Source organism: Roseateles sp. FW301-B2 (genome assembly GCF_058788955.1).
This window is the reverse complement of sequence record NZ_JBYTBE010000020.1, coordinates 1-23,968: the sequence shown is the minus strand read 5'-3', so window position 1 is coordinate 23,968 and position 23,968 is coordinate 1. Positions and strand designations below refer to the sequence as shown.

22 protein-coding genes are annotated in these 23,968 nt (G+C 68.2%); 13 read left to right on the top strand and 9 right to left on the bottom strand.

Going from position 1 to position 23,968, the window contains the following annotated elements:
* Positions 1–38 precede the first annotated feature (38 nt).
* Genes AC3WQY_RS14655 through AC3WQY_RS14640 form a run of 4 tightly spaced genes read right to left on the bottom strand, consistent with a single transcriptional unit; the run spans position 39 to position 4,134 of the window.
* Positions 39–1,076: a Cj0069 family protein gene (locus tag AC3WQY_RS14655; protein ID WP_492709373.1), complete on the bottom strand. Its 1,038-nt coding sequence runs from the start codon at positions 1,074–1,076 to the stop codon at positions 39–41.
* Positions 1,077–1,091: 15 nt separating this feature from the next.
* Positions 1,092–2,276 carry a chromate transporter gene (locus AC3WQY_RS14650; RefSeq protein WP_492709371.1) on the bottom strand — a complete coding sequence of 395 codons (1,185 nt, stop codon included), beginning with the start codon at positions 2,274–2,276 and terminating at the stop codon, positions 1,092–1,094.
* A complete protein-coding gene (locus AC3WQY_RS14645) occupies positions 2,273–3,193 on the bottom strand; it encodes a Fe-Mn family superoxide dismutase (RefSeq protein WP_285233300.1) in 921 nt (306 codons plus the stop codon). The genes AC3WQY_RS14650 and AC3WQY_RS14645 overlap by 4 nt, the downstream gene beginning before the upstream one ends.
* Positions 3,190–4,134 (bottom strand): chromate resistance protein ChrB domain-containing protein, encoded by a 945-nt coding sequence (locus tag AC3WQY_RS14640; RefSeq protein ID WP_285233299.1) that lies wholly within the window; start codon positions 4,132–4,134, stop codon positions 3,190–3,192. Before AC3WQY_RS14640 ends, AC3WQY_RS14645 begins: the two co-directional genes overlap by 4 nt.
* A gap of 221 nt (positions 4,135–4,355) precedes the next feature.
* On the opposite strand from AC3WQY_RS14640, the gene AC3WQY_RS14635 reads away from it, so the two are divergent.
* Positions 4,356–5,537 (top strand): urate hydroxylase PuuD, encoded by a 1,182-nt coding sequence (locus AC3WQY_RS14635; protein WP_285235511.1) that lies wholly within the window; start codon positions 4,356–4,358, stop codon positions 5,535–5,537.
* Here the strand turns inward: AC3WQY_RS14635 and AC3WQY_RS14630 are convergent.
* Entirely contained in the window at positions 5,530–6,414 is an 885-nt protein-coding gene (locus AC3WQY_RS14630; RefSeq protein WP_285233298.1) for an SMP-30/gluconolactonase/LRE family protein, read from the bottom strand. The two genes, AC3WQY_RS14635 and AC3WQY_RS14630, sit on opposite strands and share 8 nt — an antisense overlap.
* A complete protein-coding gene (locus AC3WQY_RS14625) occupies positions 6,411–7,232 on the bottom strand; it encodes an NAD-dependent epimerase/dehydratase family protein (protein WP_285233297.1) in 822 nt (273 codons plus the stop codon). Before AC3WQY_RS14625 ends, AC3WQY_RS14630 begins: the two co-directional genes overlap by 4 nt.
* Before the next feature lie 79 nt (positions 7,233–7,311).
* On the opposite strand from AC3WQY_RS14625, the gene AC3WQY_RS14620 reads away from it, so the two are divergent.
* Both AC3WQY_RS14620 and pelA read left to right on the top strand, forming a co-directional pair.
* Positions 7,312–8,283: a sugar kinase gene (locus AC3WQY_RS14620; RefSeq protein WP_285233296.1), complete on the top strand. Its 972-nt coding sequence runs from the start codon at positions 7,312–7,314 to the stop codon at positions 8,281–8,283.
* A complete protein-coding gene (gene pelA, locus AC3WQY_RS14615) occupies positions 8,280–9,596 on the top strand; it encodes a pectate lyase (RefSeq protein ID WP_285233295.1) in 1,317 nt (438 codons plus the stop codon). Before AC3WQY_RS14620 ends, pelA begins: the two co-directional genes overlap by 4 nt.
* Positions 9,597–9,626: 30 nt before the next feature.
* Here pelA and AC3WQY_RS14610 read toward each other — a convergent pair whose 3' ends face one another.
* The 3 genes from AC3WQY_RS14610 to AC3WQY_RS14600 all read right to left on the bottom strand — a co-directional run bounded on the left by AC3WQY_RS14610 (position 9,627) and on the right by AC3WQY_RS14600 (position 13,757).
* Positions 9,627–10,331: a rhamnogalacturonan acetylesterase gene (locus tag AC3WQY_RS14610; RefSeq protein WP_285233294.1), complete on the bottom strand. Its 705-nt coding sequence runs from the start codon at positions 10,329–10,331 to the stop codon at positions 9,627–9,629.
* A 5-nt stretch (positions 10,332–10,336) separates the two neighbouring features.
* Positions 10,337–13,273 (bottom strand): TonB-dependent receptor, encoded by a 2,937-nt coding sequence (locus AC3WQY_RS14605; protein ID WP_285233293.1) that lies wholly within the window; start codon positions 13,271–13,273, stop codon positions 10,337–10,339.
* 151 nt (positions 13,274–13,424) lie between these two features.
* On the bottom strand, positions 13,425–13,757 hold the full coding sequence (locus AC3WQY_RS14600) for a cupin domain-containing protein (RefSeq protein WP_285233292.1): 333 nt from the start codon (positions 13,755–13,757) through the stop codon (positions 13,425–13,427).
* 186 nt (positions 13,758–13,943) lie between these two features.
* On the opposite strand from AC3WQY_RS14600, the gene kduI reads away from it, so the two are divergent.
* The 10 genes from kduI to AC3WQY_RS14550 form a co-directional block, all read left to right on the top strand.
* On the top strand, positions 13,944–14,780 hold the full coding sequence (kduI, locus tag AC3WQY_RS14595) for a 5-dehydro-4-deoxy-D-glucuronate isomerase (RefSeq protein WP_492709366.1): 837 nt from the start codon (positions 13,944–13,946) through the stop codon (positions 14,778–14,780).
* Positions 14,781–14,795: 15 nt separating this feature from the next.
* Positions 14,796–15,557, top strand: coding sequence for a 2-dehydro-3-deoxy-D-gluconate 5-dehydrogenase KduD (gene kduD / locus AC3WQY_RS14590; protein WP_492709364.1), 762 nt, complete (start codon positions 14,796–14,798; stop codon positions 15,555–15,557).
* 33 nt (positions 15,558–15,590) lie between these two features.
* A complete protein-coding gene (locus AC3WQY_RS14585; protein ID WP_492709362.1) occupies positions 15,591–16,475 on the top strand; it encodes a carbohydrate ABC transporter permease in 885 nt (294 codons plus the stop codon).
* A complete protein-coding gene (locus tag AC3WQY_RS14580) occupies positions 16,472–17,338 on the top strand; it encodes a carbohydrate ABC transporter permease (protein WP_285233288.1) in 867 nt (288 codons plus the stop codon). Before AC3WQY_RS14585 ends, AC3WQY_RS14580 begins: the two co-directional genes overlap by 4 nt.
* 4 nt (positions 17,339–17,342) lie before the next feature.
* Complete coding sequence (locus tag AC3WQY_RS14575; RefSeq protein ID WP_285233287.1) at positions 17,343–18,464, top strand: ABC transporter ATP-binding protein; 1,122 nt, start codon at positions 17,343–17,345, stop codon at positions 18,462–18,464.
* The gene (locus AC3WQY_RS14570) at positions 18,461–19,747 is read left to right on the top strand and encodes an ABC transporter substrate-binding protein (protein ID WP_492709360.1); all 1,287 of its coding nucleotides are present in this window, start codon (positions 18,461–18,463) and stop codon (positions 19,745–19,747) included. The genes AC3WQY_RS14575 and AC3WQY_RS14570 overlap by 4 nt, the downstream gene beginning before the upstream one ends.
* Positions 19,748–19,756: 9 nt before the next feature.
* Positions 19,757–20,908: an oligogalacturonate lyase family protein gene (locus tag AC3WQY_RS14565; RefSeq protein WP_492709358.1), complete on the top strand. Its 1,152-nt coding sequence runs from the start codon at positions 19,757–19,759 to the stop codon at positions 20,906–20,908.
* The gene (locus tag AC3WQY_RS14560) at positions 20,908–22,008 is read left to right on the top strand and encodes a pectinesterase family protein (RefSeq protein WP_492709356.1); all 1,101 of its coding nucleotides are present in this window, start codon (positions 20,908–20,910) and stop codon (positions 22,006–22,008) included. Before AC3WQY_RS14565 ends, AC3WQY_RS14560 begins: the two co-directional genes overlap by 1 nt.
* A 78-nt stretch (positions 22,009–22,086) precedes the next feature.
* Complete coding sequence (gene kdgR / locus AC3WQY_RS14555) at positions 22,087–22,917, top strand: DNA-binding transcriptional regulator KdgR (RefSeq protein WP_285233283.1); 831 nt, start codon at positions 22,087–22,089, stop codon at positions 22,915–22,917.
* On the top strand, positions 22,914–23,968 hold a 1,055-nt coding region (locus tag AC3WQY_RS14550), incomplete at its 3' end, for a glycerate kinase type-2 family protein (protein ID WP_492709354.1). The genes kdgR and AC3WQY_RS14550, both read left to right, overlap by 4 nt.

Genomic DNA, 23,968 nt, shown 5'->3' with positions numbered 1-23,968 from the left:
GCGGGCGTGAGCTCGGGTGAGTGCGCATCGCGGCAGCCTCAGCGCGGGGCCCTGGCGAGCCTTGCCTTGACGGCCGCCACCAGCGGTGCAATCGCCGATGGCGGGAAGGGCGACACGCTGCTCACATTGATCTCGCAGAGCACGTAACGCTCCGGCTGCTCGGCCGTGGGCTCGCCAAGCATGAAGTCGCAGTCCCACAGCATCGGCAGCTGCTCGCGCGCCAGCCCGACGCAGGCGCGCAGCTGTTCGACCCATCCGGCCTCCAGCAGGTGCCGCAGCGGCTGGAATTGCGGCAGGTCGGCCGGGTGGTAGATGCGCGGGCCGGGCGTGGGCGCGGGCTCGCCGGGCTTGCCCGGGTAGAGCGCATTGATGGCTTGGTGGCCAAAACCCGCGACGCGGTCTTCGACCAGGTAGGCGCGCACCATGCCCTCCACCAGGCGCGGCTGCCAGGCCTGGTCGATCATGTGGCCGCCGTTCTCGGGCTCGAAGTAGCCGGCCAGCCGCTGCAGCAGGGTGGCGAGGTCGAGCTGCTCTTCCTCGCTGCCGCGCAGCGCGTGCCTGACCTGCAGCAGCGACGAGCCCGCCGGCTGCTCGACGCGCTCGACACGCCAGATGCCCATGCCGCTGTGCCCGCGGTACTGCTTCAGCACGCGCGCGCCGCGCTGCAGGCGCGTCGGCAGCTCGGCGGCCAGCTGGGCGAGGCTGTCCACGCGCACCGCATCGCTGCCGAAGGGCAGCTCGCGCACGTCCAGCAGCACATCCTTGGTGCCCAGTTTCAGGATGGTGTCCGGGTGCGTGCTGACGAAGACGCCGGCCGCGGCGGCCTCCCTCAGCAGGGCGTCGAGGCGCTCCCGCCGGTGCCCCGACTCGATCGGATTGCACCAGACCAGCACGCCGTCGACCCCGCGCAGCTGCGCGGCGACCTCGGCTGCGAACTCGTCGCTGTAGACCGCCGGCTGCGCCGCGACACCGGCCTTGGCGAAGGCCTCGAAGAGCGCGGCGAAGCGGCTCTCCTTGGGGGCGCTGCGATCCCGTGCGGCGCGGTCCCCGGGGTAGAGCAAGGCGATGGATGGCATGGCGGACTCCTGGTTTCAGGCATGACTCAGCGGGTACAGCAGCAGCCCGGCCACGGCGGCGACCAAGACGATCAGCGGCTCGGGCAGCTGCTTGAAGCGCCAGAGCAAGGCGACGGTGAGGATCGCCAGCGCGGCGGTCGGCCCATCGGTGATCGAGCGCTGGCCGATCACGATGACGGCGCCGGCGATGGCGCCGATGGCCGCGGCCGTCACCCCATCGACGAAGGCGACGATGCCGGGCCGCTTGCCATGCTTCTTGAAATACGGCGCCGGCAGGATCGTGAACAGATAGCAGGGCACGAAGGTGGCCAGCGCGGCCACCACCGCACCCCAGAAACCCGCCACCAGATAGCCGATGAAACCGGTGGTGATAACGACAGGGCCGGGCGTGATCATGGCAACGGCCACCGCATCGACGAACTGCCGGTCATTCAGCCAATGGTGTTCCTGCACCACGCCGCCGTAGAGAAAGGGCACGATGGCCAGGCCGCTGCCGAACACGAAGCTGCCCGCGTAGGCGAAGAAGGCGCCGAGCTCGACCAGCTTGGGCCAGTCCGCGCCGGCGAGCAGTGCGGCGCCGGCCATCGGGGCCGAGGCCGCCCAGCCGTTGAGCCGACCGGTGAACCGGGGCGGCGCGCGCAGCAGCCAGACCAGCACGCCGGCGCCGAGGAACAGCCACACCAGCTCCGACTTGGTGATGACCGTGACGCCGGCGCTGAGCAGGAAGATCGCCCATAGCAGGCCGTCCTTGCCGATGTTCCTGCTCGTCAGCTTGTAGGCGCTCATCGCGATGATGCCGATGACGGCGGCGCCAACGCCGTAGAACACCGCCTGCATCCAGCCGATGCCGCCAAAGGCCCTGTACGCGGCACCCAGCGCCAGCACCATGCAGAAGGAGGGCAGCACAAAGGCCAGCCCGGCCGCCGTGGCGCCCAGCACGCGGTAATGCACATAGCCGAGGTAGATGGCCAGCTGCGCCGCCAGGGGCCCCGGCATCAGCTGCGCCAGGGCCAGGCCCTCCTTGTAGTCGGCCTCGCCTATCCATTGCCGGCGCTCGACGAGGTCGCGGTACATGAAGCCGACCAGGGCCACCGGGCCGCCGAAGCCCCAGCTGCCCAGGCCCAGCATGTAGGCGAGCAACTGCCACAGCGTGTAGCGCGGTGAAGAGGGCGCAGCGCCGCCCGGCTGTGCGTCGCTCATGCCGCGGGCTCCTTGGCCTGCAGGGGCTTGCCGGCCGTGGCCCAGGCGTCGATGCCGCCGGGCAGGTAGCTGGCCTTGAGGCCCAGCGCGCGCAGCTTCAGCGCGGTGGCGCGGCCGACCTCGTGGCCATAGATGCAATAGACCAGCACCTCGGCGTCGCGCGGCAGCTCGTCGGCCCAGTCGGCCACGCTGGCCGGATCGCGCCAGCGCGCGCCGGGCAGCATGGTCTGCGCCTGCTCGAACATGGCGTCGCGCCGCACGTCGATGACGACGAGCCGGCCCAGCTCCAGCCCTGCCAGGTCGGCGGCGCAGGCCGCGCTGCCGGCGTGGACGGCCTGCTGGTAACGCTGGTAGACCTTGCCCCAGTCGATCTGCGCCATGAAGGCGTCGACGTAGGCGCCCGCCGCCGCGCCGTGGTCCAGGTGGTAGGCATGCTCGTACATGTCCAGCGCCAGCACGGGCGTGCCGCCGGCCAGCGCATGGCCGTGATCGGACGCCCATTGGTTCACCAGCGTGCCCTCGCGCGGCTGAAAGCTCAGCAGCACCCAGCCCGAGCCGCCGCCCAGCGCCTTGCCCATGGCCACGAACTCCTCGCGCCAGCGTTCGACGCTGCCGAAGCTGCCGGCCAGGGCCAGCGCCATCGCGGGCGCCATCGGCTGACCCGCCGCGCCCAGGCTGTCGAAGTAGAGCTCGTGCAGCAGCATCGAGTTGCTGGCGATCAGCTCCTCGCGCTTCAGGCCATTGAGCTGGAAGCCGGCCATGGCACCGGGCCGCGCCTGCCGCAGCTCGGCGCGGATGGCATTGAGCCGCTTGACGGCGCCGCCGTAGTTGTTCTGGTGATGGCTGCGCAGCAAATGCTCCGACAGGCCCTGCAACTGGCTGGGGTCGAAGGGGAGGTCCTTGGGCAGGGCGTTCATGTCTTGTCCTCTGTTTGCTTGAAGGCGGTCAGCAGCCCCTCGAAGACGCCCGCGGCCACCAGCAGCAGCTGGTCGTCGTCGGTGATCGCCTCCCGCATGCCGGCGAGCACGCGCTCGACGCCGGCCGCCTCGGGGGGCTGCACCCCGCCGGCGTCCAGGCTGTGCACCAGCAGGCCCAGACGCAGCAGGGCCGGCGTCTCCAGGCCGAAGCTGGCCAGCAGCGTCTCGAAGGTCACCCGCGGGCCCACGTGGGTGAATGTGGCGCCATCGAAGTCGAAGCCCAGCGCCTTCCTGGGGCAGTCCGCCGGCGCCTTGAGCCAGAGAAACCGGGCGTCGGGGTCGATGAAGCGCCGGATCAGCCAGGCACTGGCAAGGCGATCCACCCAGGGGCGCGCGCGCGTGGCCCAGGTGCGGCCGCGATAGTCCTCGATGTTCAGCAGGGCAATGCCTTGCTGCGTGCTGTGGGGCTCGTCGGGGGAGAGCACGCGCATGGCGTCGTGCTCCAGCGCCTGCAGGGCGGCGTCGGCCTGCCGCTGTGCCTCGCCCGGAAAGAAATCGATGGCCACCCACTGCTCCAGGCTCTTGCGCAGCTTGCGGCATTGCTTGAGCACATCGAGCGCGCTGCCGTCGTCGTCCTGCTTCAGCCCGGCCCGGCATGTGGCGATCTGCTCGAACAGTGCGCCGAACTCGGCGCTGCGGTCGAACAAGGCCTTGAACTCGGGCTCCTCGCTCTGCGTGGGCAGCAGGTGCGCGGTGCCGGCGTTGTTGCGCAGATCCTCGGCAATCGCGGCCAGCGTGGCCGCGTGCTCGCCCTGCTCGGGCAGCAGATAGACGCCGTCGCGCAGCACCGCCGCGCCGCAGGCCTTGAGCGCGCGCCAGCAGCGCATGCGCGCGGTGGCGTTCTCGGTGGGGAGCGAAAGAATCAGTAGCAGCCATTTCATGAAGTAGATATTACTACGTCATGTAGCAATATCAACCAAATTGCCGGCGCTGACACCCGAGGGCCGGACGCAGCCCGCATCGCCCGCCTGCCTGCTTGCTTGCGGCAAAACTGTATACACTTTGCCCGTCGCAGCGGCGCCCGCGTCCAGCACCGGGAAGGCGCGACCCCTACCGCAGCCCACAGCGCCCGCCTGTGGTGGGCCGCATGGAAAGGATGCGCTTGGAAGCCTATCTGTTCGACTGGGCCAATCTGCTGCTGCGCTGGCTGCACCTCGTCACCGTGATCGCCTGGATCGGCGCGTCGTTCTATTTCGTCTGGCTGGACAACCACCTCACCAAGCCCGAGGCGCCCGACCTGAAGGCACGCGGCGTGGACGGCGAGCTGTGGGCCGTGCACGGCGGCGGGTTCTACAACCCGCAGAAGTACATGGTGGCGCCGGCCAATCTGCCGCAGCACCTGCACTGGTTCTACTGGGAAAGCTACTGGACCTGGATGAGCGGCTTTGCGCTCTTCGTGGTGCTCTATCTCTTCAATGCGGAGAGCTTTCTGATCGACCGCCGCGTGCACGACTGGAGCGCGCCGGCCGCGGTGGCCGGGGCGCTGGGCTTCCTCGCCGCGGGCTGGATCTTCTACGACCAGATCTGCCGCCGCTTCGGCCACACCAAGAACGGGCAGATCGGCAACGACGGCCTGGTGCTGGGCCTGATCTCTGCCTTCGTGGCCGCCGCCACCTGGGGCGCCTGCCAGCTGTTTGCCGGCCGCGCCGCCTTCCTGCTGATGGGCGCCATGATCGCGACCATCATGAGCGCCAATGTGTTCTTCTGGATCATCCCCGGCCAGAAGCAGGTGATTGCCGACATGCGCGTCGGCCGGCCGGTGAACCCGATGTTCGGCCAGCGCGGCAAGCAGCGCAGCGTGCACAACACCTACTTCGGCCTGCCGGTGCTGATCGCGATGCTGAGCAACCACTACGGCATGCTCTTCAACCACCCCCAGAACTGGTTAACGCTGATCGTGCTGATGGCGGTGGGCGTGCTGGTGCGCACCTGGTTCGTCAAGCGTCACAAGGGCGTCAACGCCTGGGGCCTGATCGTCGCCGCGCTGGCGCTGCTGGCCGGGCTGATCGCCTGGATGGCGCCGGCACCGCGGCCGGCCGTGGCGGCGGCGCCCAGCCTGGCCCAGGTACAGGCCATCGTGCAGCAGCGCTGCGTGCTGTGCCACAACGAGCAGCTGGCGCAGAAGGGCATGCAACTGCACACGGCCGCGCTGATCGAACGCAACGCCGCCGCGCTCTACCAGCAGGCGGTGCTGCAGAAGACCATGCCGCTGGGCAATGCCACCGGCATCACCGAGGATGAGCGGGCCCTGCTGGGCCGCTGGTTCGAGGCACGCGTCAGATAGCGCTGGCCTCGGGCAGGCCGCACACGCCTGGCCGCAGCGCGCATAGGCGGCCATCGTGCTCCGAACCGGGCCCGCACGCGGGTCGCATCGAGGTGATCAGCAAGGTCGCCAGGTCATGGCCGCCAAAGGCACACATGGTGGGCTTGGCCATGGGCAGCGCGATGCGCCGGTCCAGTTGGCCATCGGGGGTGTAGCGCAGCACGGCCGCGCCATCGTTGGCGCAGATCCAGTAGCCGCCTTCGGCGTCGACGGCGGCGCCGTCCGGGCGGCCTGCGGGCAGGCGTTCGATGAAGCGGCGTGGCGGGCCGGCCTGGCCGCTCTCTACCGCGTACTCGCAGACCCAGACGATGGCTTGCGAGGCATGTGAGTCGCTGAAGTAGAGGCGTCGCCCGTCAGGGCTGAAGGCCAGGCCATTGGGTACGCGCAGATCGCCGCGCAAGGGGGGCTGCCATTGGCCGCCGGCTTCGCTCGCGCTGCTGAGCCGGGCCAGGCTGCCGAGGGGCGCGGCGGCCCCGCTGCTGTCGTCCATGCTGCCGACCCAGAAGCGACCCTGACGATCGCAACGCCCGTCGTTGAAGCGCAGGCCCGGGCCGTGGCGCGCGGCGGCGATCCGTTCGGCATGGTGGCTGCCGTCGTCCTGCAGGCGCAGCGCATAGACGCCGTCGCGCAGCGCCGCGAGCAGGCCGCCGCCGGTGCGCAGGGCGATGCAGCCCACCGCTTGGTCCAGTTGCCAGCAGCGCGCCGGGCGCGTCGAGCCATCATGGCGCCAGATCTGGCCGCGCTCGATGTCCACCCAGTAGAAGGCCGCTTCGGCCGGCGCCCAGAGCGGGCTCTCGGCGAGGTCGGCCCGGCCGGACCAGAAGCGCTCGATCCTCATGGCTCACGCGGGAAGGGTCCCAGGCCGAGAAAGCTGCCGCCCTGCAGGCGCGCCATCGGTGAGTCGGGCGCTGGGGTCAGGTCTTGCAGGGTCGCGCGCCAGGGCTCGGCGCTGTCCTGCGGCGCGTAGCCCAGCTGCGCCCAGCCCGCCTCGCTCCACCAGCGGCCAGGGTTGGCCGAGACGCCATAGACGGTGAGGCAAGCCACCGCGGGCGCCTGCAGTGCGGCGCGCACCAGGCGCAGCAGATCGCCATGGCTGAGCCAGGTGGCGAGTGCGCGCCTGTCCTCGGGCCGGGCCGTCACCGAGCCCAGCCGCAGGCACACGCTTTCGATGCCGTAGCGGTCCCAGTAGAGCTGCGCCATGGCCTCGCCGAACAGCTTGCTGACGCCGTAGAACCCGTCGGGCCGTGGTGGGCTGGACGGGTCCAGCATGTCGCCCTGTGGGTAGCAGCCGGTCACATGGTTGGAACTGGCGAACACGATGCGGCGCGTGCCGGCCAGGCGTGCCGCCTCGTACAAATGGAACACGCCGCGGATATTGGCATCGCAGATGCCATCGAAGGGGCTCTCCAGCGCCACCCCGCCCAGGTGCACGACCGCGGCCACGCCTTGCAGCAGCTGCTCGGTGGCGGCGCGCTCGCCGAGGTCACAGCGCTGCCATCCGGGCGTGGCGGCTTCAGCGCCCAGATCGCTCAGGCGCAGGCCGGCATAGCGCTGTGCCGGCCCGCACAGCGTGGCCAGCGGCTCGCGCAGGAGACGGCCCAGGCTGCCGGCGGCACCGGTGAGCAGCAGCAGGCCAGGGGCGGGTGAGGTGGGCATCAGGGTCACTACCGTTTCGGAAAATCCGCTGGGAAAAATAGAATAACGAAACAGTGTTTCAAAACAACTAGGTGATTGCATGGAGGCAGGCATCCCAGCCGATCGCGTCAAGCAGGTGGCCCTGGTGGGCGAGTGCATGCTGGAGCTGCAGGGCCAGGCCCTGGGCACGCTCACACAAAGCTATGGCGGCGACACCTTCAACACCGCGGTCTACCTGGCGCGCTGTGGTGCCGCTGCCGGCCTGCGCTGCCACTACGCCACCGCGCTGGGCGACGATCCCCTCAGCGCCAAGCTGCTGCAGCGCTGGGCCGGCGATGGACTGGCCCTGGATCTGGTGTTGCAGATTCCCGGCCGCCTGCCAGGCCAGTACCTGATCGAGGTGGACGAGCGCGGCGAACGCAGCTTCAGCTACTGGCGCGAGCACAGCGCCGCCAAGGCCTACTTTGACGGCGGCATCACGCCGCTGGAGCAGGGGCTGTACCACTGGGATGCGCTCTACCTCAGCGGCATCAGCCTGGCCATCCTGCCGCCAGCCGGGCGCGAGCGCCTGTTCATGCTGATGCAGGCGCTGCGTGAGCGCGGCGCCGCGGTGGTGTTCGACAACAACTACCGGCCGCGGCTCTGGCCCGATGCGGCGCAGGCGCGCGCGGCCTTCGCTCGCGCCTTCGAGCTGGCCAGCATCGCGCTGGTCACGGCCGACGACCACCAGGCCCTGTTCGGCCTGCCCAACCTGGAGACTGCCGTGGCAGCCGCGCAAACGCTGCCCAGCCCCGAACTGCTGATCAAGCGCGGTGCTGCCGCCACCTTGGTGCGCGGCGCTGCGGATGCCGGCTGGCAGCAAGCTGCCACCGAACCGGTGGCCCAGGTGGTGGACACCACCGCCGCGGGCGATTCCTTCGCCGCCGGCTACCTGAGTCGGCGCTTGCTGGGGCGTTCGGCACTGGAGGCCGCCCGGTTCGGTAACCGCCTGGCTGCGCGCGTCATCCAGCACCGTGGCGCCGTGATTCCCCTCGCGGCGATGAGCGACCTGATGCAGGAGGCTTTGACATGAGGGCTGCGCGCCTGGTGCTTGCGGGCCTGTTCGGCCTGAGCCTGTTGCAGGTGGGCGCGGTGCGGGCCGCCGTCATCGGCATCAATGTGCCCGCGAACTCGCTGACGGTGGCGCGCGTCGAAGCGGCGCTGGCGCCTGATCAGCGTGCGCCCTGGCTGGACTATCTGGCGCGCTCGCAGCAGCAGCGCGAGGCCGACCGTGCGGCGCTGGCCGCCGAGCGCGCCGCCTTGCCGAGCGGCACCCCGGTGCCGCCCGCACCCGAGGGTGGCCATGCTGACAAGAGCATGCCGCTGAACCAAAGCCCGGACTGGTACGCCAGCGCCGCGGCGCGCCAGGTGGCGGACAACATCGTGAGCTTCCAGACCCCGGCGGGCGGTTGGGGCAAGAACCAGCCGCGCGACCGAGCGCCGCGCCTGCCCGGCCAGGACTACGTGGCCGACAACAACTCGCTGCGTGCGCTGTCAGGCGATTTCGATCTGGCCGAGAACCCGCGCTGGAGCTATGTGGGCACCATCGACAACGACGCCACCATCAGCGAGATCCGCTTCCTGGCCAAGGTGGCGGCACAATTGCCCGATGCGGCCGCTGCAGCCGCCTATCGGGCCAGCGCGCTCAAGGGTCTGACCTACCTGCTGGCAGCCCAGTTCCCCAACGGCGGCTGGCCGCAGGTCTGGCCCCTGCAAGGCGGCTACCACGACGCCATCACCCTGAACGACAACGCCGTGGTGGAGGTGGCCGAGTTGCTGGGCGAGGCCGGGCAGGGGGCGGCCGAGTGGCGCTTTGTGCCAGGCGCGCTGCGCGCGCAGGCGCTGGCTGCCGAGCAGCGTGCCATCGCCTTGCTGCTGGCGGCGCAAGTGCGCGGCCAGCGCCGCAAGCTGATCTGGGCACAGCAGTACGATGCCCTGAGCCTGGCGCCAGTGGCAGCGCGCAACTACGAGCCTGCCTCCTTGTGCAGCGGCGAGAGCGCCGATGTGCTGCTCTACCTGATGCGCCAACCGCAACCGTCGCCCGAGTTGAAGCAGGCCGTCGAGGCCGGCATCGCCAGTTTGCGTGAGCTGGCGCTTGCCGATGTGCAGTGGGCCCGGCAGGACGACAGCCAGGGCAGGCGCCTCAGCCACAAGTCGGGCGCCAGCCCGCTGTGGGCACGCTATTACGACGCCAGCACGCTCAAGCCGGTGTTCGGCGACCGCGACAAGACCCTGCACGACGACGTCAACGAGATCAGCGCGGAGCGCCGCAATGGCTATGCCTGGTTCGGCACCTGGCCGCTGAAGGCCTTGGCGGCCTACGAACGCTGGTCGTCGCGGCACTGAGGCGGATGGCGCGCGGTGGGTGGCTGGCGCTCACGGCGCCGTGCTGAGCGCCGCCCGCAACTCGGGATGCAAAGCCAGCAGGGCCTGCAACACCTGCTCGGCGAACAGGGCGGAGCCCTGCCTGCCCAGATGGGTGCGGTCGAACTGCGGCGGCGCCATTGCCAGTGCGTCGGCGCCGGCCTGCCCCAAGGCCTCGACGGCGGCGGCGCTGACTGCGTTCAGGTCGATCACGGGAACATCGAGCTCTGCCGCCACGCGCAGGCAGGCTTCGGCCCAGGGGCGCAAGTCGTTCTGCAACACGCCCTGGGCAAAACTGCGCCGTGTGAGCGGCGTCAGCAGCACCGGATGGGCGCCCAGGGCGCGCACTTCCTGCACATAGGCGGCCAGGTTGGGGCCGAACTCGGTGGCCAGATCGGTCGAGCGACCGGGCTTGCCGGCTTGATCGTTGTGGCCGAACTGGATCAGCACGAGATCGCGCTGCCCGCCGTCGCGCAGCAAGGTGAGCACGGCGCCCCACAGGCCCTCGGCGCGGTAGCTCTTGCTGCTGCGGCCACCGCGCGCGAGGTTGAGGCAGGCGAGCTGGTCCAGGCTTTGGCACAGCGCATTGCCGTAGCCGCTGCGCGGCGCCATGGTGGAGTCGCCCACCAGGAGGATGCGCAGCCCCAGCGTCTGCGCGTGGGCGGGAAGCGCCACGCTGCAGAGCAGGGCCGCGGAGAGTGCCAGCCTGCGGATCACGCGGCTCAGAACTTGTAGCGCAGGCCGATCAGGTACTCGCGCCCGGTGACGTTGTTGACCACCACGCTGTCGCGGGCCCGGCTGATGAACTGGTCGTTCGGCTGGTTGGTCAGGTTCACGCCCTCCAGGGTCACGTCCAGCTGCGGTGTCACCTTGTAGGAGATCGAGAAGTCGACGTTGAAGGTTTTGTTCTTGCCTTCGACATCGTTGTTGTTCTGGCCCGGCACGCGGGTCAGATAACTCGATCGTTGCGAGCCCGACAGGCGCGCGCTCAAGGTGCCGTCGTCGTAGTACAGCGTGGCGTTGTAGGACTTGGGCGAGAGGTTGATGAGATCGTCGGTGATGGTGGTGTTGCTGGTGGGCGATACCACGTACTGGATCTTGGACTTCACATAGGTGTAGTTCAGCAGCGCACCGAAGTTCTTGCCCCAGCCCGGCAGGAAGCTGAAGGGTTGCTGCACGTTCAGCTCATAGCCGCTGAGCTTGCCGCCATCGGTGTTGATCGGGGCCGAGACCTGGAACACCTCCTCACCCGTGAAGCCGGGCGGCAGCAGGGCCATCGGCAGGCCGGTCTGGCTGTAGGGGATGTTGGTGCGCAGGGTCTGGATATAGGTCTTGATGTTCTTCTGGAACAGGCCAAGGCCGACGAAGGCATTCTTCGCGTGGTACCACTCCAGGCTGGTGTCGTAGGTGGTGGCGCGAAAGGGCTTGAGCAGGGGGTTGCCGCCGGTGTAGGAAAGCGTGCCGGTGGTGTTGAGCGTGCCGCCCGGGCTCAGATTGCCCAGCTGCGGCCGCGACATCACCTTGGCCACCGCGCCGCGCAGGATCAGGTCCTTGCTCAGCGTGGCGGCCACATTCACCGCAGGCAGCACGTCGCTGTAGCTGTTCTCGGCGGTGACGGCGGTGCCGCCTGCGGTGGCCAGGTAGCCATCGGCCGTCATATTGGTCTTCACATAGCGCACGCCGGCATTGCCGCGCAGCGGCACGCCGGCCAGGCTGGTGTTGAAGTCGGCCTGCAGGAAGCCACCGGTGTCCGTCTCCACCACGGCGCGGTTGTTGCCGCGCGCGTTGCCGTTGGTGATGGAGGTGAGAGTGAAGTCGCCCGGGCCGCCGGCCGCACCGGTCTTGAGGCAGTTGCAGTAGATGTCGTAGGCGGCGGCGATGGCATTCAGGTCGGGGATCAGCCAGGCCGTGGCGGTGCCGGCCGGCAGGCTCTGGCCCTTGCCGAAACCGTTGAGTGCGGTGACCAGGCTGGCCTGGCTGACGCCGGCCGGCAGGGTGTTCATGGTCTCCACCGTGCGGCGCGACTCGAAGGTCGTGAAGCTGAACTTCTTGTAGTCGGCGCCGCCCTTCAGGGTGAGCCGGTCGGGGATCAGCTCCCAGGCCAGGTCCAGGTGCGCGATGTCGTTGATATTGGTGGCACCTTGGGGCCGGATGCGGATCTCGCTGGGGGTGAAATTGGTGATGCTGCTGGAGCCCACCGGCACGCCCAGGATCTTCAGCGGGCCGTTCGGATCGGTGGGGCTGAAGGGATAGGTGATGGACGGCGCGCGGTCATTGGCGCGGAAGTCGATCTCGTAGCCATTCACGTTCGCCGCATCCAGGGTGGTGGTGGTCTGGATCGGGTTGCTGAACTTCGAGGTCGCGCGGCCCACGCGGGCGGTGAGCTTGAGCGAATCACCGATGTCCTGCTCGAGCGTGAGCGTGGGCTGGGTGAAGGTGGTGGAGAGCTCGTCGAAGCGCGATTCCGAGCGGATGTCCACGCCGTTGTACTTGCCATAGAGCAACTCGCCGTTCGGGCCGTATTCCGTGGCCAGCACGCTGGTCTGTGGCTTGCCGCCCTGCGAGAGCGTGCGGCTGAAGGAGATCGCTTCCAGGAAGTCTTCCTGCCGCGTCGCCTTGAGCTTGGAGTACAGCATGTCCAGCGTCAGCAGGGTGCCCTCGGCCGGCTTGACCTGGATCGCACCGGTCAGGCCCAGGCGGTCCTGGTCGTGGGTGAGGCGGCCATAGCGTGGCAGGCGCGGGTGGAAGTTCTCTGCCTTGCTGGCGGCGTTGAAGGCGGCGATGTTCTCCGGCGTGTTCGGCAGGCGTGTCACGCCTTGGGCGGCCGGGCCGCAGGTGGTGGCGGTGGAGCCGGCCGGCAAGCCTGTGGTGATGCCTTGCGGCGGGCACCAGCCTCCCGAGGAGGGGCCGTTGTCCCAGCGCACCGTGCTGAAGCCTTCTTCCAGCAACTGGCGCTTGGATGACGCACCCGAGAGCAGCACGCCCACCTTGTTGTCGGCGAAGGTGTTGGAGACCAGGAAGGACGCCTTGGGATTGGTCTTGCCCGAGAGATCGTTGTACACGCCCTTCAGCGACACCGCGGCGGTGAAGCCTTTCAGGTCGAAGGGGCGGGCGGTCTGCAGGTCGACCGTCGCACCCAGCGAACCTTCGTCCACATCGGCCGAGCTGCTCTTGCGCACCGTCAGCGAACTGAACAGATCGGCGGCGAACACATTGAAATCGAAGCCGCGCGAACGGTTGGCGCCACCCGAGCTGTCGGTGCCGCCGGTGGTGGCCAGGGCCTCCACCCCGTTGATGCGCACGCGGGTGAAGTCCTGCCCCAGGCCGCGCACCGTGATGCTGCGGCCCTCGCCGGCATCCCGGTCGATCACCACGCCGGGCACACGCTGCAGCGATTCGGCCAGGTTGGTGTCCGGAAACTTGCCCATGTCCTCGGCCTTGATGACATCGACGATGCCGCTGTCATCGCGCTTGGTGCGCAGGGCGCTTTCCAGCGAGGCGCGCAGGCCGGTGACGACCACCTGGTCCAGCGCAGCAGGTTCGCTCTTGGCGGTCTGCTGGGCCTGTGCGGCGGACGCGATCAGCAGGCTGCTGCCGGCCAGCAGGCAGGCGTTCAGTTTGGAAAGGCGGGGCGGGGTGTGGCGTTGGCGGGTCTGCATGTGCGATGTCTCCGATTGTTTTGCAAGTCTTGCCCTGGCCCGGTTTCTGTGTCCGTGGCTCGGTCGGGTTGACCATGGGGGCGCGCGCAGGGCGCCTGGGGTGACTCGGAGAGCTGCTGCAGTGCCGCCCGCCGCTGTGTGGCTAGGAGGGCTAGAGGTAGTCCTCGCGGCGGGGGGTGAATTGGTCCAGCAAGGTGCTGCCGGCTTCCAGGGCCACCACGCCATGCGCGTGCAGGCGCGGGGCAATGAAGGCGTCGCCGGCACGCAGCACGCGCTTCTGGCCGGCGACCTCGGCTTCGAAGGAGCCGCTGATCACGTAGGCGATCTGGTCGTGCTCGTCATGGGCATGCGGGGTGCCGATGGCGCCCTGGTCGAACTGCACCAGCACCGACATCAAGCCGGGCGTGTGGCCCACGATCTTGCGGCGGATGCCGTCGCCCAGTTCTTCCCAAGGGGTGGTGGCGGCGTCGAAAAACGGGTTCATGCGGGCACTCCTGGCGCTGCGATTTCGAATCACTATAGCGGCTGCGCAGAAAAATGAAACAGTGGTTCACTAAATAGAAACCATAATTCCGGGAAAGTCCCGAGCTGTCTAAGCTTGCGTCCAATCACCCCGTCCTGCCGCCTCGGCAGGGCCGCCAAGAACCCTGCCAGAGCAAGGAAAAGCACGATGGAAATCCGCCAACCCATCCACAGCGAACATGCGCGCACGCTGGACACCGAAGGCCTGCGCCGCCACTTTCTGGTGGAAGACCTGTTCAAGCCCGATGCGGCCACGCTGACCTACAGCCAGATCGACCGCATCATCGTCGGCGGCATCATGCCGGTGACTCAGGCGGTGAGCTTTTCGCCCGAGCTGGGGCGCCACACCGGCACCGAGTTCTTCCTGCAGCGCCGTGAGCTGGGCCTCATCAATATCGGTGGCGCTGCACGCGCCACGGTGGACGGCCAGGTGTTCGAGATCGGCCCGCGCGAAGCCCTGTATGTGGGGCAGGGTGCCCGGCAGCTGAAGTTCGAAAGCGTGGATGCCGCCGTGCCCGCCAAGCTCTACTTCAACTGCGCGCCGGCACACACGGCCTACCCGCACCGCAAGGTGACACTGGCCGAGGCCTCGCCCGAGACCCTGGGCGCCGCCGAAACCAGCAACCGCCGCACCATCTACAAGTTCCTGGTGCCCGATGTGCTGCCCACCTGCCAGTTGCTGATGGGCATGACCCAGCTGGAGCCCGGCAGCCTCTGGAACACCATGCCCTGCCACACGCACGATCGGCGCATGGAGGTCTACTTCTATTTCGACATGAGCGAGAACGCCGCGGTGTTCCACATGATGGGCGAGCCGACGCAGACACGCCACCTGGTGGTGCGCAACGAACAGGCCGTCATCAACCCGAGCTGGAGCATCCACTCGGGCGTCGGCACGCAGGCCTACACCTTCATCTGGGGCATGGTGGGTGAAAACCAGGTCTTCAAGGACATGGACCATGTCCCGATGACGGCCTTGCGTTGAGAGAAGGGCCGCAGCATGATCCTCGACAACTTCCAACTGCACGGCCGCGTGGCCATCGTCACTGGCTGCAACACCGGCCTGGGCCAGGGCATGGCCCGCGCGCTGGCGCAGGCAGGCGCCGACATCGTGGGCGTGAACGTCTCCGAGCCGGATGAAACCCGTTCCCAGGTCGAGGCGCTGGGCCGCCGCTTCCTGGACCTGCGCGCGAATCTCTCCGACATCAGCTGCCTGGAGGGCCTGGTGGAGCAGGCCAAGAGCCTCAGCGGCCGGGTGGACATCCTGGTCAACAACGCCGGCATCATCCGCCGCGAGGACGCCATCAAGTTCAGCGAGAAGGACTGGGACGACGTCATCGACCTGAACCTGAAGACGGTGTTCTTCTTCTCGCAGGCGGTGGCGCGCCAGTACCTGGCCCAGGGCGGTGGCGGCAAGATCATCAACGTGGCCTCGATGCTGTCCTACCAGGGGGGTGTGCGCGTGCCGTCCTACACCGCCAGCAAGAGCGGCGTGATGGGCATCACGCGCCTGATGGCGAATGAGTGGGCGGCCCACCGCATCAATGTGAATGCCATCGCGCCAGGCTATATGGCCACCAACAACACCGCGGCGCTGCGTGCCGATGAGGGCCGCAATGCCTCCATCCTGGAGCGCATCCCGGCCGGGCGCTGGGGTGTGCCCGATGATCTGGCCGGGCCGGTGGTGTTTCTGGCCTCGCAGGCCTCCGACTACGTGAACGGCTACACCGTCGCCGTCGACGGCGGCTGGCTTGCGCGCTGATCACACCTCTTGAGGCGGCCGAGGCCGCATGCCATGTACGAGAACAAACGCCTCGGCTTCCTGTTCGTCCTGCCCTTCGTGCTGGGCGTGCTGCTGTTCAAGCTCTTTCCCTTCGTGGCGAGCTTCGCGCTCAGCTTCAGCCAGTACGACCTGATCGACCCGCCGGAGTTCGTGGGCCTGGCGAATTACCATGAGCTGGCCACGGGTGACCCGCTGTTCCGCAAATCGCTGGGCGTGACGCTGCTGTTCGCAGCGCTGGCCGTGCCGCTGCGCGTGGGCTTTGCGCTCTTCATCGCCCATGTGCTGAACTTCAAGATGCGCGGCATCAACTTCTTCCGCGCGGCCTTCTACCTGCCCTCCATCCTGGGCGGCTCGATCGCGGTGGCGGTGCTGTGGCGCTTCATCTTCTCCAAGAACGGCCTGGTCAACCTGCTGCTCTCGCAGCTCGGCATCGAGCCCATCGCCTGGCTGGCCGACGAGCATTACTCCATGTGGACCATCGTGCTGCTGTTCACCTGGCAGTTCGGCTCGGCCATGGTGATCTTTCTGGCGGCGCTGCAGAACGTCTCGGTCTCCCTGTACGAGGCGGCGGAATGCGATGGCGCGAGCAAGTTCCAGCAGTTCTGGCGCATCACCGTGCCATTGATCACGCCGGTGATCTTCTTCAACCTCATCATGCAGATGGTGCATGCCTTCCAGGAGTTCAACGGGCCCTACCTGATCACCGAGGGCGGCCCGCTGAGCTCCACCTATGTGCTGGCGCTCTACATCTACGACCAGAGCTTCCGCTTCTTCAATCTGGGCTACGGCGCGGCGCTGTCCTGGGTGCTGTTCGCCCTGGTCGGCGGCCTGAGCGCCTTCTCCTTCTGGAGCTCCAAATACTGGGTCTTCTACGCCGGTGAGAAGGAGCGCAAATGACGAGCAGCACAGAGACGCTGGTGCTCAACCGCGAGCGCGGCCGCCCCTGGTTGCGCTACCTGGCGCTGGGCCTGGTGGCCTTGGTGATGCTCTACCCCTTGTTGTGGCTGGTGGGTGCATCCTTCAAGAGCAATGGCGAGATCTTCAGCGAGATCGGCTTCTGGCCCAGTCGTTTTGATTTTTCCGCCTATGCCAAGGGCTGGAAGACGAGCACGGAATACAGCTTCGCCACCTACTTTCTCAACAGCTTCCTGATCACCATCCCACGCATCATCGTCACGGTGATCTCCTGCGTGCTGGTGGCCTATGCCTTCGCGCGCTTCGAGTTCTGGGGCAAGAAGTTATTGTTCTCCGTCATGGTCGGCACCATGATGCTGCCGCTGATCGTGTTACGCCTGCCGCAGTACCTGCTGTTTCGGGAGCTCGGCTGGCTGGACAGCTACCTGCCCTTGATCGTTCCCTCCGCCTTTGCCACCGACACCTTCTTCGTCTTCATGCTGGTGCAGTTCCTGCGCGGCATCCCGCGTGACATGGAAGAGGCCGCGCAGATCGACGGTTGCAACGCGCTGCAACTGCTCTGGCACATCATCGTGCCCTTGCTCAAGCCGGCCATCATCTCGGTGGTCGTGTTCCAGTTCATCTGGACCATGAACGACTTCATGGGCCCGCTGATCTACCTGGCCTCGGTGGAGAAATACCCGGTCTCGCTGGCGCTGAAGATGAGCATCGGTGCCACCGAGGAAGTGGAGTGGGCGAATGTGATCGCGATATCGGTGGTGGCGCTGATCCCTTCGGTCACCGTGTTCTTCATGGCGCAAAAGCACTTCATCGAAGGCGCCTCCAGCAGCGGAATCAAAGGATAGAGTCGTGGCCCATCTGAGCCTGAAGAAAATCGAGAAGGTCTATGCCAATGGCTTCAAGGCCGTGCATGGCGTGGACCTGGAGGTGCGCGACGGCGAGTTCATGGTCTTCGTGGGCCCCTCGGGCTGCGCCAAGAGCACCCTGCTGCGCATGATCGCGGGGCTGGAGAGCATCACCGGCGGTGAGCTGCACATCGGCAGCAAGAAGGTCAATGAACTCGCACCCAAGCAGCGCGGCATTGCCATGGTGTTCCAGAACTATGCGCTGTACCCGCACATGACGGTGTACGAGAACCTGGCCTTCGGGCTCAAGCTGGCCGGCACGCCCAAGCCAGAGGTGGCGCAGCGCGTGCGCCATGCCGCCCAGCTGCTGGAGATGGAGCATCTGCTGGAGCGCTATCCCAAGCAGCTCAGCGGCGGCCAGGCCCAGCGCGTGGCGGTGGGGCGCGCCATCGTCAAGAAGCCCGAGGTGTTTCTGTTCGACGAGCCGCTCTCCAACCTGGATGCCAAGCTGCGCGCCTCGATGCGCGTGCGCCTCACCGAACTGCACCGCAATCTGCGCGAGTCGGGCCAGCCCGCCACCGTGGTCTATGTGACGCACGACCAGGTGGAAGCCATGACCATGGGTGAGCGCATCTGCGTGCTCAAGGAGGGGGTGATCCAGCAGGTGGACACGCCCACCGCGCTCTACGACCATCCGGCCAACGCCTTCGTCGCCAGCTTCATCGGCTCGCCCGAGATGAACATCCACGAGGCGCAGCTGCAGCCGCAGGGCGAGGGTCTGGCTGTTGTGCTCGGGGGCCAGGTCTTGCCGCTGCCGGCTGCCAAGGCGCAGCCACTGCGCAGCCGCAGCGGCGCCGTCAAGTTCGGCCTGCGGCCGGAGCATGTGACGGCACTGCCGCGCGAAGGCAGCCTGGCCGTGCCTTGCAGTCTGCGCTTTGTCGAGCACATGGGCAGCGAGGTGTTCGTGCATTTCAGCATCGGCGAGACCGCCATGACGGCGCGTGTGCCGGCCGATCAGCTGGGCGAGCTGGCCGGCAAGACGCGCGGTGCAGCGCATGTGTTCCACCTGCAGCTCGAGCGCTGCCATCTGTTCGATGCCGAGACCGGCGCGAACCTCTTGCTGTGAAGCGCCGACAGTTCAGCGCCGCGCTGGCGCTCAGCCCCCTGCTGGTGCGTGCCCAGCCCGAACCCACCGTGCTGCGCTTCGCCTGGTGGGGCGGCGCCGGTCGGCACGAGGCCACGCTCAAGGCCATCGCCGCCTTCGAGCGCCAGCATCCCGGCCTCAAGATCAAGGCCGAGTACATGGGCTTCAACGGCTATCTGGAGCGGCTCACCACCCAGATCGCGGGCGGCTCCGAGCCCGACATCATGCAGATCAACTGGGCCTGGCTGGCCATGTTCAGCAAGCGCGGCAATGGCTTTGCCGACCTGAACCGCCATGCGAACGTGCTGGCGCTGGACCAGTTCCGCGCCGACGATCTGGCCGCCGGCATGGTGGGTGGCAAGCTCAACGCCCTGCCCACGGCCTACAGCGCGCGTGTGATGCTGTGGAACGAGGCCGCCTTCCAGCGCGCCCGTGTGCCCTTGCCGCGTAGCTGGGACGATCTCTTCGCCGCCGGCCCGCTGTTCAAGCAGCGGCTAGGGGCCCAGGCCTATCCGCTGGACGGCGAGCTCTACGACATGATCCTGCTGGCCCAGGCCTGGGTGCAGCAGAAATACGGCACGCCCTATGTTGACCCGCTGAGCCCGCGCGTGGCCATGAGCGAGGCCGCGGCGCTGGACTGGGTGCGCATCTACCGCCGCCTGGTGGACGAGCATGTGGCCACGCCGCTGCCGCTGCGCGCCAGCCTGGGGGGCGCCGACAAGCCCACCGAACAGCAGCAGGACTGGGTGGTGGGCAACTGGGCCGGCAACTTCACCTGGGATTCGGCCATCCCCTTGCGTGCCGCGACGCTCAACCGCGAGCAGAAGCTGGTGCTGGGCGAGTTCCCGACCCTGCCGGATGCCAAGACCAGCGGCATGTTCGGCCGACCCACCGTGATGCTGGCCTTGGGGCGCCACAGCAAGCAGCCCGAACTGGCGGCGCGCTTCATCAACTACCTGCTCACCGACCCCGATGCCGCCCTGATCCTGGGCAAGACGCGCGGCGTGCCGGCCGCGGCGCGGCAGTTCGAGGTGCTGGCCAAGGCCCACAAGCTGCCCGCGATGGAGCTGGCTGCCCATGAACAGATCAAGGCGCAGCGTGAGGCCGGGCGCGTGCCGGTGCCGGCGCCGCTGTTCGAGCATGCGCGCCTGCACAAGTTCATGCGCGAGGTGTTCGAGACCGTCGCCTATGGCAAGACCAGCAACGAGGCCGCGGCGCGTCGCCTGGTCGACGAGGGCAATGCCCTGTTGAAGCGAATCAAATAGCGAAGCACCATGAAACACCACAGCCGACAACTCAGCTTTGAGACCCGCGAGGATCCCGACACCGGCGCACGCGTCACGCGCCTGACGCCGGCGGACGTCACCTGCCATCGCAACTACTTTTACCAGAAGTGCTTCAGCAACGATGGCGAGCGCCTGATCTTCGGTGCCGAATTCGGGCCGGGCAGCGCCTGGAACTACCACCTGCTGGATCTGCGCACCCAGGTGGCCACCCGGCTCACCGACCAGGCCGGCGAGAACACCTTTGGCGGCTTTCTCAGCCCCGACGACCGTCACCTCTACTTCGTGCGCGCCGAGCGGCAGCTGATACGCCTGGCCTTGAGTGATCTGAGCGAAGAGGTGGTCTACACCGTGCCGCAGGGCTGGGTGGGCTATGGCACCTGGGTGTCCAACAGCGCCTGCACCCGGATGGTGGGCATCGAGATCCATGCGGACGATTGGTTCCCGCTCTCCGACTGGCAGAAGTTCCACCAGATGTTCCACGCCAAGCCGCGCTGCCGCCTGATCCGCATCGACCTGGCGACCGGCGCGCGCGAGATCATCCTGGAAAAGCAGGGCTGGCTGGGCCATCCGCAGTACCGCCCCTTTGACGATCACACCGTGGCCTATTGCCACGAAGGCCCGCATGACCTGGTGGATGCGCGCATGTGGTTCATCAACGAGGACGGCACGAACATGCGCTGCGGCAAGCAGCATCTCGAGGGTGAGGCCTGCACGCATGAGTTCTGGGTGCCCGACGGCTCGGCCATGATCTATGTCTCCTACCTCAAGGGCCAGAGCGAGCGCTGGATCTGTTCGCTGGACCCGGTCACGCTGGAGAGCAAGCGCCTGGCCCTGATGCCGCCCTGCTCGCACCTGATGAGCAATTTCGACGGCACGCTGCTGATCGGTGATGGCTGCGACTCGCCTGCCGATGTGGCCGACACCAGCAGCCACCAGATCCAGACCGACCCCTACCTGCATCTCTTCGATCTCAAGGCGGGCACGGAGCGCAAGGTCGCGCGGCACGACAGCAGCTGGCGCGTCTACAAGGGCAACCGCCAGGTCACGCACCCGCATCCCTCGTTCACGCCCGACCAGCAGCAGGTGCTCTACAGCTCGGACTGCGACGGCGAGCCGGCCTTGTTCCTGGCCGATCTCTGATGCGGGCCGCCTTGGTCGCCTTGCTGGTGTGGGTCAGCCCGGTGCAGGCCCAGGAACGCCCGCAGCTGAGCGAGGCGCAGGCCGCCGCGATGCGGCTGGCCGACTACCTCGGTGATTGGCAGCCTGCCCCCTTGGACGCCAGCACCTGGACAGCGGACTTCGTGGTGGCCGCCGATGGCAGCGGCACCCACCGCAGCCTGCAGGCCGCCATCGATGCCTTGCCCGCCCAGGGCCGGCGCCACTACATCCGGCTCAAGCCCGGCCGCTACCGCGAGCAGCTGTGCATCCAGGGCAAGGCGCCGTTCACGCTCTATGGCTATCCCGGCGATGCGGCCGCGGTGCAGATCGTGCAGGGGCACTTTGCGGCGGAGCCCAAGCCGGTGGGCGCGCCCGCCAACCCCTGCACGCCGGACCTTGCCGCCAGCCAGTACGGCACCGCTGGCAGCACCACCTTGGCGATCTTCAGCGACGATGTGCAGCTGGCGCACCTGAGCGTGGTCAACGATGCCATGGACGCGGTGCGCGAGGGCCAGGGCTACCCGGCCGCGGTGGGCGAGAGCGGTGGCGCCCAGGCCGTGGCCCTGATGACCGAGGGCGACCGAGTTCAGATGCAGGACGTGCGCCTGCTGGGCCACCAGGACACTTTCTTCGTGCGTGCCAAGCCGCGGGGCGGACCGTCGCGCGTGTGGTTGCGGGCCAGCCTGATCGCGGGCGACGTGGACTTCATCTTCGGCAATGGCACGCTGGTGATCAGCGACAGCACCGTCCTCAGCCGCGCCGGCCGCCGCGTGCCGGGCAGCGGTGGCTACCTGCTGGCGCCCAGCACGGCGCCGCAGCAGCCCTTCGGCATCCTGGTAGACGGCAGCCGCCTGCTGGCCGAGCCCGGTGTGGCCGCGGCCAGCATCGCGCTCGGCCGGGCCTGGGATGCCGGCGTGGCGCGTGGCGCCTGGCAGGCGGGCGTGTCGCCGAACGGGCAGGCCCTGATCCGTGACAGCCAGCTCGGCCCGCACCTGCGCGGCTGGGGGCCCTCCACCTCGAGGCGCCCCTTTGACGCGGCGACGCAGCGCCTGAGCGAATACCGCAACCAGTCGGCGCTGTAGCGGGGCCGCACACAGTGGACAATGTCGCTCTGAATCTGACACACCCGACCGAAGCATTCAACAAGCAGCAATCAGCGCATGGACGACGATTCGATTGATTCATCCAAGCAGCAGCCCGAATCGGTGGCCGCGGTGCTCAAGGTGTTTGCCATCCTGCAGGCGCTCTCCGAGCGCAGCGAAACCGGCATCTCCGAGCTTTCGGTACGGCTGGCCATGCCCAAGGCCACGGTCTACCGCTTTCTGCAGACCATGATGACCCTGGGCTACGTGCGCCAGGAGTCGGGCAGCGAGCGTTACGGCCTCACCATGAAGGCCTTCGAGCTGGGTGCCAAGGCCTTGCAGTACCCGGATCTGGTGGACCTCTCCAAGCACCATATGCAGATGCTGGCCGACGCCACCGGCGAGACCGTGCACCTGGGCACGCTGATCGACAGCGAGATCATCTATGTGCACAAGATCGACTCGCGCCACACCCTGGGCATGTACTCACGCATCGGCCGGCGCGCGCCCCTGCACTGCACCGCCATCGGCAAGGTGCTGATGGCCTGGGAGCATCCCGAGCGGCGCGATCGGGTGCTCGACGGCGCCGAGTTCCAGCGCTTTCGTGACAAGACCATCGTGGATCGAAGCGAGTTCCTGGCCGAGTTGGAGCGTGTCAAGGCGCAGGGCTATGGCGAGGACCGCGAGGAGTTCGACGACCATATCCGCTGCCTGGGCATCCCCATCTTCGACCGCCTGGGCCAGCCGATTGCCGGCATGAGCGTGTCCTTCCCGAGCTTCCGCTACGACGAAGCCAAGGCCCCGGAGATCATTGCCATGCTCACCGCCGCCAGCCGCGACATTTCGGCGCGCCTGGGTTGCAGCAAATTCCCGCTGGACGCTGCGCCCAAGGCGCTGCCCGCCCGATGACGCTGCCGCCGCGCGAGCTGTTGCGCCGGCTCTTCGACGCCGCGGTGGCGCGCGCCCAGCCGCTACAGGTGATGGCGGGGCAACTGCCGGCGCCCCCGCAGCATGGCCGCACCCTGGTGCTGGGCGCCGGCAAGGCCGGCGGCGCGATGGCTGAAGCGCTGGACGCGCTGTGGCCGGCCGAGGCCCCGCTCAGCGGCCTGGTGGTGACGCGTTACGACCATACCCCGCCCGCCTATGCCGCCCGCCCCGGGCGCATCGCGGTGGTGGAGGCCGCCCACCCGGTGCCCGATGCGGCGGGTGAACAGGCCGCCGCGCGCATGCTGGCACTGACGCAAGGCCTGACCCCCGATGATCTGGTGATCTGCCTGATCTCCGGCGGCGCCTCCGCGCTGCTGAGCCTGCCCGCCCCGGGCCTGAGCCTGGCCGACAAGCAGGCGGTCAACCGCGTCCTGCTGAAGAGCGGCGCCACCATCGCCGAGATGAACTGCGTGCGCAAGCATCTCTCCGCCATCAAGGGCGGGCGGCTGGCGGCGGCCTGCCACCCGGCGCAAGTCCTGACCCTACTGATCAGCGACGTGCCGGGCGACGACGCGGCGGTGATCGGCTCCGGCCCGACCCTGCCCGACCCGACGAGCTGCGCCGAGGCCTTGGGCGTCTGCACGCGCTACGGCATCGCGCTGCCGCCGGCCGCGCTGGCCGGCCTGCAGAGCGGCGCGCTGGAAACGCCCAAGCCCGGTGCCGCCTGCTTCCAGGGCCAGACCCTGCGCATGCTGGCCACGCCGCGCATGAGCCTGGAGGCGGCGGCGGCCCAGGCGCGCGAGCTGGGCCTGGCGGCGCATATCCTGTCCGACGAGATCGAGGGCGAGTCGCGCGAGATCGGTGCCATGCATGCGGCGCTGGCGCGCTCGGTGGCCCTGCACGGCACGCCCTTTGCCCGGCCCTGCGTGATCCTCTCCGGCGGCGAGACCACCGTGACGGTGCGCGACAAGTCCGGCCGTGGCGGCCGCGCCAGCGAGTTCCTGCTCGGCTGCGCCCTGGGGCTGGGCGGGGT